The sequence below is a fragment of the Streptomyces sp. NPDC079167 genome, from assembly GCF_040686735.1.
In the GTDB taxonomy this organism is placed as follows: domain Bacteria; phylum Actinomycetota; class Actinomycetes; order Streptomycetales; family Streptomycetaceae; genus Streptomyces.
Genome location: NZ_JBFBLO010000013.1, coordinates 46,258 through 60,309 on the forward strand (window position 1 = coordinate 46,258; position 14,052 = coordinate 60,309).

Below are 14,052 nucleotides of genomic sequence, written 5' to 3' on the forward strand. Positions count from 1 at the left end.
CGGCGTGCGCACCACAGGAAGGCGTCAGGCGCGCTCGTACGCCGCGATCAGCTCGCCGGCCCGCTTCACGTCGGCGGCCATCGCGACGAGCAGGTCGTCGATCGAGTCGAACTTCAGCATGCCGCGTACGTAGGCCAGGAAGTCCACCGCGACGTGCAGCCCGTACAGGTCGAGGCCGACGCGGTCGATGGCGTAGGCCTCGACGGTCCGCTCCGTGCCGTCGAACTGCGGGTTGGTGCCCACGGAGATCGCGGCGGGCATCGCCTCGCCGTTCACCGTGAGCCAGCCGGCGTAGACGCCGTCGGCGGGGGTCGCGGTGTGCGGCAGGGTCTCCACGTTCGCCGTGGGGAAGCCGAGCTCGCGGCCCCGCTGGGCGCCGCGCACCACGACTCCCTCGACGCGGTGCGGGCGGCCGAGGATCTCCGCGGCCCCTGCGACGTCGCCCTCCGCGATCAGCCGGCGGGTGAGCGTGGAGGAGAACGGCTCGCCGCCGCCCGCGTCACCGCTCACGTAGAGGTCGATGACCTCGACCTGGAAGTCGTACGTCGGGCCGAGCTCGGCGAGGAAGGTGACGTTGCCCGCCGCCCGGTGTCCGAAGCGGAAGTTGGGACCCTCGATGACCAGCTTCGCGTGCAGCTTGTCGACGAGCACCTTCACGACGAAGTCCGCGGGCGAGAGCTTGGAGAACTCAGAGGTGAACGGCAGGATCAGCACCGCGTCCACCCCGAGGCCGGCCATGAGCTCGGCTCGCCTCTGGTGCGGTGCGAGCAGCGGCGGGTGCGTGCCGGGGCGTACGACCTCGCTGGGGTGCGGGTCGAAGGTGACGACGACCGAGGGCACGCCGAGCTCGCGCGCCCGCTCCACGGCACGGCCGATGATCAGCTGGTGTCCGCGGTGCACCCCGTCGTAGGAGCCGATGGTGACGACACTGCGCCCCCAGCCCTCAGGGATGTCCTCCAAGCCACGCCAGCAGTGCACTCTGACCGCTCCTCGCCCGAACCTGTGTACGTGTGTATGTCCATTACGCAGGTCTAAGACTGCCATGCTCACGTCCCGCGGCCTGCATCGGCATGGGGATCCCGGGCCGTGAACCGTCCAGTGCCTCCATCGTGCGCCGGGCGCCCGGTCCCACGACGGCGGCCCACTCCTGCGGGGCGTCCGCCAGCCAGCGGGTGACGAGGGCCGCGAATCCGGGAACGTCCCGGGCGAGTTCGACCAGGCCCCGGTCGAAGCGGGCCGCGCCCTCGGGTGTCCGCACGAGGAGCATTCCGGTGCGGTGCACCAGGGCCCGTGTACGGGCCTCGGGGCGGCGGCCGGAGCCTGCCGCAGCCGCCCTCAGCAGGGCGTCGAGGACCTCCGGGTCCTTCCCCTTCTCCTGTTCGAACTCCAGCAGGACCTCCAGCAGCTCCGCCCGCAGCGGCCTCGAAGCGGCGCTTCCCGGGGCGGCGAGCACCCGGGCCAGCGCGGCGCGTACGGCGGCGGGCGCGGGACGGCCCCGCAGCAGCCCGGTCATCAGGGGCAGCAGGAGCGCCCGGGCGGCGGGACTGTGCTCCAGCCGGAGATTTACGTAGGCGGCGGTCTGCGCGCCGGACTCCTCGCCGTCGGCCCGGCTGTCGATGTAACGCCGTACGAGATCCGGGGCGTGCAGCGCCAGGGCGGGGGCGTCCAGGGCGGCCAGCTCCCGCAGCACAGCGTCGGCGGCCTCCCCGGGCAGCGAGAGGCGGGCGCGCAGCGCGGCCAGCACCGGCTCGGGGTGCTCGGGGAACACCTCCGTGAGCAGGGCCACGGGCAGCCGGGGGTCTCCGGCGGCGAAGAGCCTCAGGGCCTGCGGCAGGTAGCGGCCCCCCGTGCCCGGGTCCCGTACGAGGACGGTGAGGGCCTGGGCGTGCAGCGGTGTGTCGTCCGGCCGGGCCAGCAGGGTGAGCGCCGCCCCGCGCAGCAGGGCGCGGTCGGATGCGGCCAGGTCGCGGGCGGCGGTGAGCGTGGCGTGGACCGCCGCGGCGGCGCGCCGCCCGGGCCGCTCCTCGTCACGCGCCCACCGGTCGACGGCCCGGCAGAGGGCGGCCGGCTCGTCCTCGGCGAGAGTGGTGAGGAGTTCGGCGGCGCGTGGGTGGTCGGCGTCGACCAGCGCCTCGGTCAGATCGTCGACGGCGAGGTCCCGGCGGGCGTACAGGAGTGCCTGCGCGGCGGCGGCCACGGTGAGCCGCATCGGCAGGCCCTCCTCGGCCGGCAGGGGGCTCTCGTCGGTGAACCAGCGGCAGAGCAGCGCCTGCACGGTCCTGGGGTGGGCGGCCAGGCGCCGGGAGACGGCGTCCAGATACCGTTCGCCGCCGTCCGTGCGGGGGGCGCCGTCGGCGGGCAGGAGACGGCGCAGGAGGTCGATCCGGTCGGCTTCGGGCAGCCGGATCCGGCGCCAGAACCACGGCCCGAACTCCGCGTAGGGCCCGAGCGCGGCCGGGCCGCCGCCGGGCAGGGAGCGCCGGGTGATCCGGCCGGCGAGCACCCGCAGCACTCCGAGGCAGGGCCGGGCGTCGGGGACCCTGAGCAGGCTCTCCCGGAGCAGGTGCGCGGCCCACCAGGCGGCGTCGGTGAGCCTCTCCTGCGTGCCCGGGCCGGTGGGGAGGCGGTCCATCGCCTCGATCAGGTCGGCCATGCGGTGGGCGAGGGCCGCGTGCCCCTGTCGCCGCTCCAGCAGGAGCATCGCCTGGAGCACGGGGCCGATGCGGTGGCGCGGCACGGGGAGGTTGTGGGGTTCGGCCGGGTCCTTCGGGGCGGGCGCGGGCTCTTCGGAGGCGCCGTCCGCGTGCCAGCGGTGGACCAGCGAGTGCAGCGCCGCGTCCAGGTCGAGGTGCGCGCCCTGCACCCAGTCGCCCAGCTCCTCGTGGGCGAAGCGGTATCCCGCGCCCGCCGGGACCAGCAGGCCCTCGGTGAGTACGGCGGAGGCCCAGCCCGTGCGCCAGGGGAAGATCTCCTCGAACGCCGCCCGGTCCAGCTCCCCCTGGCCCGGCCCGAGGCAGCGCCTGGCCGCCTCGTGGACCTGGCCGGCCACCTTCGCCGCCAGCCTGCGGACCGCCGCGCCCCTGAGCCGGGGCTCGCCCTGGGCCCCGATCCGGACGGCGATCCGGACGCAGGCGAGGTCCAGATGTGCGGCGAAGACCTCCTCCGTGCCGGGCCTGCCGGGCACGTCGGGGGGCAGGGCCGCGCGCACCTCGGCGAGCAGGCGCAGTGTGAGCGGATGCCGGTCGTGGCCGGGAGCGATCGTGCCGGGCGGGATGCCGTACCGTTCCGCCGCGCGCGCGGCCTGTTCCGCCGTGAGGTCGCCCAGCCGGACGGCGGGCGGCAGGCCTCCGGCAGGCCGCTCCGGGCGGTGCAGTGTTCCCGGGGAGTACAGCGCGCCGGCGGTCTCCCAGTGCTCGGGGCGGCAGGCGACGACCATCCGCACCTCGTGGGCCCTGAGCCATCCGGCCGTCGCCACGGTCCACCCGGCGAGCCGGTGGGCGAGCAGGGGCGGCATCTCCTCGGGTCCGTCCACGACGACCAGGAGCGGGTTCCCGGAGTCCGCGGCGAGGCGGGCCACCCGCTCGGGGGTGGCCGTCTCCATGTCGCCCCTGGCTCCGGCAGCGGTGATGATCCTGCCGGAGCGTTGCAGGGCCCTGGTCATGGCATCGGTGACCGAGGTGTCGTCGGCCAGCAGATCGGCCCCGCGCAGCCAGAGCGTCAGTGCGGGCACGGGGCCCCGGGCGCGGCGGTCGGCCAGGGCGGCGAGCTCCGTGGTGCGGCCGGTCCCGGGAGCGCCGACCATGCCGAGCACGGGCCCTGTGCCGGTCTCGAAGGCGGTGAACTCGGCGCTGATGCCGGGGCGTTCGACGATCTCCGTGCCGCAGGGCCGGCTGTCCGCGTGGCCGAGCGAGGTGGCGGTCAGTTGCAGCGCCCCCGCGAGGTTGAGGTCGCGGCCGTATCCCGGAACGCTGTTCGCGTTGCGCCGGAGGACCTCGGCCAGCGGCGCCGGGGCGTCCCGGGGAGCCGGCGGCACCGCGAGCCCGGCGGTCTCGCGTCCGGCGCTCAGCGCGGTCGAGAGCACTCCGAGGACGGCCCCGGTGCGCGGGTCCGTCACCGGCCCGCCGACGGCGGCACCGCCGGACCGCAGCGCGTCGCGCCCGTCCGTACCGAGGGCGAGCTCCAGCGCGTCGCTCACCGGGTGGTCGCGGCCGCCCTCTGAATACGTCGCGGGGGTCGTCCCGAGCACCCTTGCCTCGCGCCAGCCATGGGCGGCGATCCGCACATAGGTGCCCGTACCGATCTGTTCGCGCACGGCGATGGGGAGCGGCTCCACGCCGAGGGTCCCGGGGCCACCGGTGCGGAGCAGGGCCAGGCCCAGGGCGGGCAGTTCGGTGATGTCCTCGGGGCCGACGACGCAGCTGAGGCCGTCGGCGGAGTGCAGTGTCAGGGGCAGGGAGCGCGCGACGGCCTGATGACTGGTGACGACTGTGCCCCGGTCGTCCGCGACGAATCCGGTCCCCCGCGGCCGGCCGGCGTGATCGCAGATCTTCACAAGTTTCGACCGGTCCCCGCTGCCCATGGTTCCGACGGTAGGTCCCGGATGAGCGGCACCGGAAACGCGCGAGGCGAAAGCGCCCCCCTCGCACCCCCCGGTCACTCCGAGCGCCCGCCCGTTGGGGTGAATCGGCGGGTTCTCGTGGACAGGGATGGTCACGGGAGGGGGACCGTGGAGCGGGCACGCACCGGGGGGGCGGCCCGCTCCACGACGGGCGGACCCACGGGAGCCCGCGTGTACGTCGTCGGACGAAGACGTCAGGCGAAGACGGCGAGGCTCTTGGCCTTGCCCTTCTGCTCCTCGACGAGCACGAGGAACGCCCCGTCGGGCCCGAAGACCCCGACCGGCCCCGGCGGATAGGACGGCATGTCCACCCGCACTCCGTTGAGCAGCAGCTTGGCGCGCTTCTCGTCCACATCCCAGCGCGGGAAGGCCGAGGCGGCGGCCTCGGCCACCGGCATCACGGTCAGCTCCTGCTGGTGCTGGTCGAGGGTGCGCGCCCCGTCGAGGCCGTACGGTCCTACGCGGGTGCGCCGCAGCGCGGTCAGGTGCCCGCCGACGCCGAGCCCGGCGCCGAGGTCCCGGGCCAGGGCGCGGATGTACGTACCCGAGGAACACACCACGGAGACGACCAGGTCGACGACCGGGGTGCCGTCCTCCGCGACGGCCTCACGGACGTCGTAGACCCGGAAGGACGAGACGGTCACCGGACGGGCCGGGATCTCGAACTCCTCGCCGCCCCGCACCCGGGCGTAGGACCGCTTGCCGTCGATCTTGATGGCGCTGACCTTGGACGGCACCTGCATGATCGCGCCGGTCAGTGCGGCGACACCGGCGTCGATACCCTCGCGGGTCACCCCCGAGGCGTCGCTGGACGAGGTGATCTCGCCCTCCGCGTCGTCGGTGACGGTGTCCTGGCCGAGCCGGATCGTCCCCAGGTACTCCTTCTCGGTCAGCGCGAGATGCCCGAGCAGCTTGGTGGCTCTCTCGACGCCCAGGACGAGAACACCGGTCGCCATCGGGTCCAGCGTGCCGGCGTGGCCGACCCGCCGGGTGCGGGCGATGCCGCGCATCTTGGCCACGACGTCGTGCGAAGTGAAGCCGGACGGCTTGTCGACGATGACAAGGCCGTCCGGCGTTTTGTTCTGCGTCATGCGGAAGGTGCGCCCTCGCCGTTCTCGTCCTCGTCCTCCGGCTTGCGGTACGGGTCCGCGTCTCCGGCGTACGTGGCACCGGAGGACGCCTCACGGACCTTGGCGTCCGAGGCACGTGCCCGGTCGAGCAGGTCCTCGATCGCCTTGGCGTTGTCCGGCAGGGCGTCGGCCACGAAGGCCAGCGTCGGGGTGAACTTCGTCCCCGCCGCCGCGCCGACCGCCGAGCGCAGGATGCCCTTGGCGCTCTCCAGGCCGGCGGCCGCGCTGGCCCGCTCCTCGTCGTCGCCGTAGACCGTGTAGAAGACCGTGGCCTCCCGCAGGTCGCCGGTGACACGGGTGTCCGTGATGGTCACGTGCGTGCCCAGACGCGGGTCCTTGATGCCGCGCTGCAGTTTCTCGGCGACCACCACCTGGATGAGGTCCGCCAGCTTCTTTGCCCGCGCGTTGTCGGCCACTGGTCCTTCTCCTTCTGCTACGTGCTCAGTCTTCTTCGTCGTTGTGCAGTCGCCGTCGTACGGACAGCAACTCCACCTCGGGCCGGCCGGCGACCATGCGCTCGCACCGGTCGAGTACGTCTGTGAGGTGCCCGGTGTCCCCGGAGACCACGGCAAGACCGATCTGGGCCCTGCGGTAGAGATCCTGGCCGCCCGTCTCCGCGACGCTCACCCCGAACTTGCGGTGGATCTCGGCGACGATCGGGCGGACGACGGAGCGTTTCTCCTTCAACGACCGTACGTCGCCGAGGAGCAGATCGAAGGACAGTGTCCCCACATACATGTATGTCCGGATGTCCCGCCGGTTCGGGTTCGGGGTCCGGGGTCGTCCCCCGGACTGGCACAGCCACGCCCCGCCTTCACCCGGCGGGGACACCCGAACCGTACACGCAACGGCCGGGGCCGATCGACGGAAATACGACCCGTCGACCGGCCCCGACCGTGCAGGAGAGCCCGGGGGTCACCCCCCGGGGTTCCCCGTGGATCAGCCTCGCGGCTTCTCGCGCATCTCGTACGTCGCGATGACGTCGTCGATCTTGATGTCGTTGAAGTTTCCGAGGTTGATACCGCCCTCGAAGCCTTCGCGGATCTCGGTGACGTCGTCCTTGAAACGGCGCAGACCGGAGATGTTGAGGTTCTCCGCGATGACCTTGCCATCGCGCAGCAGGCGCGCCTTGGTGTTGCGCTTGACCTCGCCGGAGCGGACCAGCACACCGGCGATGTTGCCCAGCTTGGACGAGCGGAAGATCTCGCGGATCTCCGCCTTGCCGAGCTCGACCTCTTCGTACTCCGGCTTGAGCATGCCCTTGAGGGCCGCTTCGATCTCTTCGATCGCCTGGTAGATGACCGAGTAGTACCGGACGTCCACGCCCTCGCGCTCGGCCATCTGCTCGGCACGCCCTGCGGCGCGCACGTTGAAGCCGATGACGATGGCGTCGGAGCCGGTCGCCAGGTTGATGTCCGACTCGGTGACCGCACCCACACCGCGGTGCAGGACCCGGATGTCGACCTCTTCACCGACGTCGAGCTGGAGCAGCGAGGACTCGAGAGCCTCCACCGAACCGGACGCGTCGCCCTTGATGATGAGGTTGAGCTCCTGGACCAGACCGGCCTTGAGCGCCTCGTCCAGGTTCTCCAGGGAGAACCGGACACCCTTGCGGGCGAAGTTGGCGTTGCGCTCGCGGGCGGCCCGCTTCTCGGCGATCTGACGCGCCGTGCGGTCCTCGTCGACGACCAGGAAGTTGTCGCCGGCACCCGGGACGTTGGTGAGACCCAGGACCAGGACGGGGGTCGAGGGACCCGCTTCCTGGACGTTGTTGCCGTTGTCGTCGAGCATCGCCCGGACACGGCCGTACGCGTCGCCCACGACCATCGTGTCGCCGATGCGCAGCGTGCCGCGCTGGACGAGGACGGTCGAGACGGCACCGCGGCCGCGGTCGAGGTGGGACTCGATCGCAATACCCTGCGCGTCCTGCTCCGGGTTGGCCCGCAGGTCGAGCGAGGCGTCGGCGGTGAGGACGACGGCCTCCAGCAGTGCCTCGATGTTGAGGCCCTGCTTGGCGGAGATGTCGACGAACATCGTGTCGCCGCCGTACTCCTCGGCCACCAGACCGAACTCGGTGAGCTGACCGCGCACCTTGGTCGGGTCGGCACCCTCGACGTCGATCTTGTTGACCGCGACCACGATCGGCACCTCGGCCGCCTTGGCGTGGTTCAGCGCCTCGATCGTCTGGGGCATCACACCGTCGTTCGCCGCCACCACGAGGATCGCGATGTCGGTCGACTTCGCACCACGTGCACGCATGGCGGTGAACGCCTCGTGACCCGGGGTGTCGATGAAGGTGATACGGCGGTCCTCGCCGTTGACCTCGGAGGAGACCTGGTACGCACCGATGTGCTGCGTGATACCGCCGGCCTCGCCCGCGACGACGTTCGTCTTGCGGATCGCGTCCAGCAGCCTGGTCTTACCGTGGTCGACGTGACCCATGACGGTCACGACCGGCGGACGGGAGACCAGGGCCTCTTCGCCGCCCTCGTCCTCACCGAACTCGATGTCGAAGGACTCGAGCAGCTCGCGGTCCTCCTCCTCCGGGCTGACGATCTCGAGGACGTAGTTCATCTCGTCCGCGAGGAGCTTCAGCGTCTCGTCGGAGACGGACTGCGTGGCGGTGACCATCTCGCCGAGGTTCATCATCACGGCGACGAGCGACGCCGGGTTGGCGTTGATCTTCTCCGCGAAGTCGGTCAGGGACGCGCCGCGCGACAGCCGGACAGCCTGCCCGTTGCCGCGAGGCAGCATGACGCCGCCCACCGACGGGGCCTGCATGGCCTCGTACTCCTGGCGCCTCTGACGCTTCGACTTGCGGCCACGACGCGCGGGACCGCCGGGACGGCCGAACGCACCCTGTGTGCCACCACGGGCACCCGGGCCGCCGGGACGTCCACCGAATCCGGGACGGCCGCCGAAGCCACCGCCACCACCGGGACGGCCCGCGCCGCCACCACCGGGACCACCGGGACGGCCGGCGAAACCGCCGCCACCGCCACCGGGACCGGCCGGACGGCCTGCGAAGCCGCCGCCACCGGGACGACCGCCGCCGCCACCCGGGCGACCGCCGCCGCCACCGGGACCACGGCCACCGCCGGGACCACCGCCGGGACGCGGACCCGCAGCGGGACGCTGCGGCATCATGCCGGGGTTCGGACGGTTACCCGAGGGGGCACCGCCCGGACGGGGAGCCTGCGGACGGGGCATGCCGCCCGGAGAGGGACGTGCGCCACCCTGGCCCTGGGGGCGCGGGGCGCCGCCGGGACCACCCTGGGGGCGCGGGGCGCCGGGGCGCTCCTGACCGCCACCGGGGCGCGGGGCACCGCCGGGACGGGGCGCCTGGGGGCGCGCCATGCCGGTGGAACCGCCGGAGGTGAAGGGGTTGTTGCCCGGACGGGGACCGGCCGGACGGGCGCCACCGGGGCGCGGGGCGCCCTGGCCGGCGGGACGCGCGGGGCGGTCGCCGCCACGCTCGCCACCACGGCCGCCGTCACGCTGGCCACCGTCGCGGCCGCCGTCACGCTGTCCGCCGGCCGGAGCCGGACGGGCAGGGCGGGGGCCGGGGGTGGCACCCGCGGGACGCGGGGCCTGCTGCGGCGCGGCCGGCTGCTGGGCCGGAGCCGGTGCCGAGAACTCCGCGGCGGGCACCGGGGTGACCGGGGCGGGCTTCGGCGCGGGCTTGGGGCCCGGACGGGGTCCCCCGGACTGCGCGGACGGCGTCGAGGGCGCCGCGGGGGTGCTGCTCGCCGGAGTCTCCGCGGCGGCCGGCTTGGGGGCCGGGGCGCCGGGCTTCGGGGCAGCGGGACGTGCCGCAGCGGCCGGGGAGGGCGCTGCGGGCTTCGAGGGGGCGGCCTTGCGGGGCGCGCCAGGCTTTGCAGCGGACTTGCCGGCGTTGCCACCGGGACCCTGCAGTGCGTCAGTCAACTTGCGTACGACCGGCGCCTCGATGGTCGAGGACGCCGAACGGACGAATTCACCGAGTTCCTGGAGCTTGGCCATGACGACCTTGCTCTCAACCCCGAACTCCTTGGCGAGTTCGTATACCCGGACCTTAGCCACTTCGCTCCTTTTAGGTCCGGGTTACCGCCGGACCGTCGCTACTTCATGGGCGTACTCATCGCGTACTCATCGAGTGCTCATCGCAATCTCGACCTACTTCCAACTCGCGAGGTACCTGACCGCACGGGGACCCGTGCCGTTCACTTTCTTACGGTGTCACCCGCTCGACGAACCGCTGCAGTGCCGCGGAGTCGAACGGCCCCTTGGCCTTGAAGGCCCGGGGGAATGCCCGGCGGCGGACCGCCAGGTCGAGACAGACAGAGGCGGGGTGTACGTACGCACCCCGGCCGGGCAGCGTACCGCGTGGATCAGGGACAACCTCTCCCTCGTCCACCACGATGCGCAGCAGCTCGCTCTTGGCCGCTCGCTCCCGGCATCCCACACAGGTTCGCTCGGGGCAAGCGCGAGCTTGCGTCCGGCCAGACACGTTTAAGTCTACCTCCCCGCACCGACCTCACCCCTCGGGGGCAAAAATCGAACGGATGTTGTCGTGATCTCAGCGGCATGGCGCCTCGATCTATTCCTCAGCCGCGCTCGGAACGCTCCCGGGCGCGCTCGGCGCGCTCACGGTCCGCGACGTCGCGCTCCTCGTCGGTCTCGGTGTCCGGGCGGATGTCGATGCGCCAGCCGGTGAGACGGGCGGCCAGGCGGGCGTTCTGCCCCTCCTTGCCGATCGCCAGCGACAGCTGGTAGTCCGGCACGGTCACCCGGGCGGAGCGCGTCCCGAGGTCCACGACCTCGACCTTGCTCACCCGCGCGGGTGACAGCGCGTTGGCGACCATCTCGGCGGGGTCGTCCGACCAGTCCACGATGTCGATCTTCTCGCCGTGCAGCTCGGCCATGACGTTGCGCACACGGCTGCCCATCGGGCCGATGCAGGCGCCCTTCGGGTTGAGACCGGCCCGGGTGGAGCGTACGGCGATCTTGGTGCGGTGACCCGCCTCGCGGGCGATGGCCTCGATGACGACCGAGCCGTCCGCGATCTCCGGAACCTCCAGCGCGAAGAGCTTCTTCACCAGGTTCGGGTGGGTGCGTGAGAGCGTCACGGACGGACCGCGCACACCCTTGGCCACCCGCACGACGTACGTACGCAGCCGCAGGCCGTGGGTGTACTCCTCACCCGGGACCTGCTCCTGGACCGGCAGGATCGCTTCCAGCTTGCCGATGTCGACCAGGACGTTCTTCGGGTCCTTGCCCTGCTGGACCAGGCCCGTGACGACGTCACCCTCGTGGCCCGCGTACTCGCCGAACGTCCTGTCGTCCTCGGCGTCGCGCAGCCGCTGCAGGATGACCTGCTTGGCGGTGGTCGCGGCGATACGGCCGAAGCCGGACGGCGTGTCGTCGAACTCCTTGGGCTCCTGGCCCTCCTCGAGCTCGGCCGGGTCGTCCTTCGCCCACACCGTGACATGACCGGCGGCGTCCAGCTCGACGCGCGCACGGCGGTGACTGCCGTCGGTGCGGTGGTACGCGATGAGGAGGGCCGACTCGATCGCCCCGACGAGCACGTCGAAGGGGATCTCCTTGTCCTGCGCCAAGCCCTTCAGAAGCTTCACATCGATGTCCACGGCTACGCCTCCTCTTCCTTCTTGTCCTTGCGGTTGAATTCGATCTCCACGCGCGCCTTGGCGATCTCGTCGAAGGTGACACGGCGCGACGTGGGCTTGCGGCCCTTGACGCCCGGTACCTCCAGATCGAGTCCCTCGTCGTCCACCCCGAGGATGCGGGCCACCAGCTCGCCGCCCTCACTCAGGGTGAGCCTGGCCAGCCGGCCCGTTGCGCGTACGTAGTGGCGGTGCTCGGTCAACGGGCGGTCGGCGCCCGGAGAGCTCACCTCGAGGACGTACTCGCCCTCGCCCATGGCATCGGTCTCGTCCAGCGTCTGCGAGAGGGAGCGGCTGAGCTCCGCGCAGGTGTCGAGCTCCACGCCCTCCTCGGAGTCCACGATGACCCGCAGCACCCGGCGGCGGCCCGCCTGGGACACCTCGATCTCCTCGAGGTCCAGCTCCTTGGCGCTGACGAGCGGCTCCAGCAGTTCGCGCAGCCTGTCGCTCTGGGTGGTGCTCATCCGGGTGACTCCTCGGCCGCGTGTGCTGTTGTGGGGATCGTCGCGTGTCAGGTCAAAGGGTATCCGGTCCGCAGGGGTGTTGCCGTCCCCCTCCCGTCCGGCCGCGGGTACGCTCACGTCCGGTGATCACTTCAGGTCAGAAACTGTCAAAAACCAGGCTGAAGGAGACAAGTGCACCGCACGGGGACGACGCGCAGGAGTGCGCTCACCGCTACGGGAGCCCTGGCCCTGGGTGCGGTGCTGACAGGCTGCGGGGACGGCGCGGAGTCGCCGAGCGCCTCCGGGGGCACGGACGCGAGGGCCGCTTCGCTCCGGGCGAGCGCGGCGCTGCGTGCGTCGGCGGCCCGTGACAGCGCCTCGCTGCTCTCCCGCTACGAACAGCTCGCGGCCGCCCATCCGGTGACGGAGCCCGGGCTCGCGCCGACGGCAGCCGCGGCACGGCAGCACCTCGCGGCCCTGGGCGGGCCGCCGAAGGCCGCGAGCGGCTCCCCCGCCCCCGCCCCGCCGGCGGTCGCCACCGACGCGCGTGCGGCCCTGAGGGAGCTGGCGGGCGAGGAGCGCAGGGTGGCCGACAGCCGCGCCGCGGCCCTGCTGACCGCCGAACCGGAACTGGCCAGGCTGCTGGCCTCGCTCGCCGCCGCCGGAGCGGCCCACGCGTATCTGCTGACCGAACTGGCCAAGGAGACCCCGGCATGAGCGGCATGAGCGGCATGGCGCAGGAAGACGCCGGGGCTGACGACACCGAGGACACGCTGCGTGCCGCACAGGCCGCACTCGCCGCCGAGCACGCCGCCGTGTACGGATACGGGGCGCTGGGCGGCCGGCTGGAGGGCGGCCGCCGCAACGACGCCACAGCGGCCTACGACGCCCACCGGGCCCGGCGGGACGCGCTCACCCGCACCGTGCGCGACCTGGGCGGTACGCCCGTGGTCGCGCACGCGGCGTACACGCTTCCGTTCACGGTGCGGGACCCCGCGACCGCGATGCGGCTCGCCGCCGTGCTGGAGGACCGTGTCGCGGCCGTGTACTCCGATCTCGTACGGGCTGCCCGGGGGCCGCTGCGGCGGGACGCGGCGGGTGCGCTCCGGGAGGCCGCGGTGCGTGCGGTGCGCTGGCGCGGCACCGGCGTAGCCTTTCCGGGGCTCACCGAGAAGGCCGCCCCGCCGGAGAACACGGCGGAGGCAGGGGCGACGGGTGTCACGCACCGATCGACCGAGCGCAACTGACCACGCTCCGAAAGGGAACAAGGCACGTATGGGTTTCGAACCGCCGCAGCGTCTGGTGCGAGCGCTCGGCGAGACGTACGGGGACGCGGCCGCCGCCGAGTGGCTCGGGCGGCTCCCCTCACTCACCGAGGACGCGCTGTCCGCGCACTCGGTCTCCCTGGACCGGGTCTGCGCCCCCGGCGGGCGGAGCGGTCTCGTCCTCCTGGTGCACCGGGGCGACGGCACGCCCGCCGTGCTGAAGATCGCGCCTCCCGGGGCCGCTCCCGCGCTGGAGAGGGCCGCGCTGGCGCACTGGAAGGGCTGGGGGGCCGTCGAGCTCCTGGCCGCTGCCGACAAGGACGGCCCCGAGGACACCCTCCTCCTGGAGCGGCTGCACCACGAGGTGTCCCTGCGCTCCCTGCCCGAGGCGAAGGCGCTCCTGGAGGCCGCGGGCACGGTGCGCCGGCTGTGGGTCGAGCCGCCGGCCGGCCACGCCTTCGAGACCGTCGAGGAGCGCACCGCCCGGCAGGTGGGGCCCGTGCGGGCCGCCGCCGCACAGGACGCCGCGCTCGAACCGCTGGTCTCGGCGGCCCTCGCGGCCCGCGAGGAGCTGGTCCAGGACTCCCCAGAGGCCTTCCTGCTGCACGGCAACTTCCGGCAGAGCAAGGTCCTGGCCGGGGAGCGTGCCCCCTGGCTGGCGGTCGGGCCCGAGCCGCTGACCGGGGAGCGCGCGTACGACCTGGCGCGGCTGGTACGTGACCGGGTGGAGGACCTGATCGCCTCGCCGGGCGGTGCCGTGACGGCCCGCCGCAGGGTCAAGAAGCTCGCCGAATCGCTGGAGGTCGACCAGGCGCGGCTGCGCGGCTGGACGCTGTTCCGCGCCGTCGAGTCCGGCACGCGGGCGCTGGCGGCGGGACGCACGCAGGACGGCGAGATGTCACTGGAGTTCGCGGCCTGGCTGTAGCCGGCCCG

General features: G+C 73.0%; 12 protein-coding genes. 3 read left to right on the top strand and 9 right to left on the bottom strand.

Features of this window, described 5'->3' with window-relative positions; translation table 11 throughout:
• Window positions 1-24 precede the first annotated feature (24 nt).
• The 9 genes from AB0P41_RS25850 to rimP form a co-directional block, all read right to left on the bottom strand.
• Window positions 25-978, bottom strand: coding sequence for a bifunctional riboflavin kinase/FAD synthetase (locus AB0P41_RS25850; RefSeq protein WP_356713714.1), 954 nt, complete (start codon window positions 976-978; stop codon window positions 25-27).
• Window positions 979-1,021: 43 nt separating this feature from the next.
• Window positions 1,022-4,579, bottom strand: a complete 3,558-nt coding sequence (locus tag AB0P41_RS25855) for a serine protease (protein ID WP_365934431.1) — start codon at window positions 4,577-4,579, stop codon at window positions 1,022-1,024.
• Window positions 4,580-4,812: 233 nt separating this feature from the next.
• On the bottom strand, window positions 4,813-5,709 hold the full coding sequence (truB, locus tag AB0P41_RS25860; protein WP_365934433.1) for a tRNA pseudouridine(55) synthase TruB: 897 nt from the start codon (window positions 5,707-5,709) through the stop codon (window positions 4,813-4,815).
• On the bottom strand, window positions 5,706-6,164 hold the full coding sequence (gene rbfA / locus AB0P41_RS25865) for a 30S ribosome-binding factor RbfA (protein WP_356713711.1): 459 nt from the start codon (window positions 6,162-6,164) through the stop codon (window positions 5,706-5,708). Before rbfA ends, truB begins: the two co-directional genes overlap by 4 nt.
• Before the next feature lie 25 nt (window positions 6,165-6,189).
• Complete coding sequence (locus AB0P41_RS25870; RefSeq protein ID WP_356713710.1) at window positions 6,190-6,486, bottom strand: DUF503 domain-containing protein; 297 nt, start codon at window positions 6,484-6,486, stop codon at window positions 6,190-6,192.
• A 201-nt stretch (window positions 6,487-6,687) separates the two neighbouring features.
• Window positions 6,688-9,810 (bottom strand): translation initiation factor IF-2, encoded by a 3,123-nt coding sequence (infB, locus tag AB0P41_RS25875; RefSeq protein WP_356713709.1) that lies wholly within the window; start codon window positions 9,808-9,810, stop codon window positions 6,688-6,690.
• A 148-nt stretch (window positions 9,811-9,958) separates the two neighbouring features.
• On the bottom strand, window positions 9,959-10,237 hold the full coding sequence (locus AB0P41_RS25880) for a YlxR family protein (protein WP_356713708.1): 279 nt from the start codon (window positions 10,235-10,237) through the stop codon (window positions 9,959-9,961).
• A 97-nt stretch (window positions 10,238-10,334) separates the two neighbouring features.
• Window positions 10,335-11,375 carry a transcription termination factor NusA gene (nusA, locus tag AB0P41_RS25885; protein ID WP_356713707.1) on the bottom strand — a complete coding sequence of 347 codons (1,041 nt, stop codon included), beginning with the start codon at window positions 11,373-11,375 and terminating at the stop codon, window positions 10,335-10,337.
• Window positions 11,376-11,377: 2 nt separating this feature from the next.
• Window positions 11,378-11,875, bottom strand: a complete 498-nt coding sequence (gene rimP / locus AB0P41_RS25890; RefSeq protein WP_356713706.1) for a ribosome maturation factor RimP — start codon at window positions 11,873-11,875, stop codon at window positions 11,378-11,380.
• 171 nt (window positions 11,876-12,046) lie between these two features.
• Here rimP and AB0P41_RS25895 point away from each other — a divergent pair, with 171 nt between their 5' ends.
• The 3 genes from AB0P41_RS25895 to AB0P41_RS25905 are packed head-to-tail and all read left to right on the top strand — an operon-like array spanning window position 12,047 to window position 14,044.
• Window positions 12,047-12,571, top strand: coding sequence for a hypothetical protein (locus AB0P41_RS25895; RefSeq protein ID WP_356713705.1), 525 nt, complete (start codon window positions 12,047-12,049; stop codon window positions 12,569-12,571).
• Between the two features lie 14 nt (window positions 12,572-12,585).
• Window positions 12,586-13,101, top strand: a complete 516-nt coding sequence (locus AB0P41_RS25900; RefSeq protein WP_365934526.1) for a ferritin-like domain-containing protein — start codon at window positions 12,586-12,588, stop codon at window positions 13,099-13,101.
• Between the two features lie 28 nt (window positions 13,102-13,129).
• Window positions 13,130-14,044 carry an aminoglycoside phosphotransferase family protein gene (locus AB0P41_RS25905; RefSeq protein ID WP_365934436.1) on the top strand — a complete coding sequence of 305 codons (915 nt, stop codon included), beginning with the start codon at window positions 13,130-13,132 and terminating at the stop codon, window positions 14,042-14,044.
• Window positions 14,045-14,052: the final 8 nt, after the last annotated feature.

Excerpts from the sequence above, each read along its gene's own strand:
- AB0P41_RS25855 (WP_365934431.1), bottom strand. The coding sequence starts at position 4,579 with ATGGGCAGCGGGGACCGGTCGAAACTTGTGAAGATCTGCGATCACGCC.
- truB (WP_365934433.1), bottom strand. The coding sequence starts at position 5,709 with ATGACGCAGAACAAAACGCCGGACGGCCTTGTCATCGTCGACAAGCCG.
- AB0P41_RS25870 (WP_356713710.1), bottom strand. The coding sequence starts at position 6,486 with ATGTATGTGGGGACACTGTCCTTCGATCTGCTCCTCGGCGACGTACGG.
- rimP (WP_356713706.1), bottom strand. The coding sequence starts at position 11,875 with ATGAGCACCACCCAGAGCGACAGGCTGCGCGAACTGCTGGAGCCGCTC.
- AB0P41_RS25900 (WP_365934526.1), top strand. The coding sequence starts at position 12,586 with ATGGCGCAGGAAGACGCCGGGGCTGACGACACCGAGGACACGCTGCGT.
- AB0P41_RS25905 (WP_365934436.1), top strand. The coding sequence starts at position 13,130 with ATGGGTTTCGAACCGCCGCAGCGTCTGGTGCGAGCGCTCGGCGAGACG.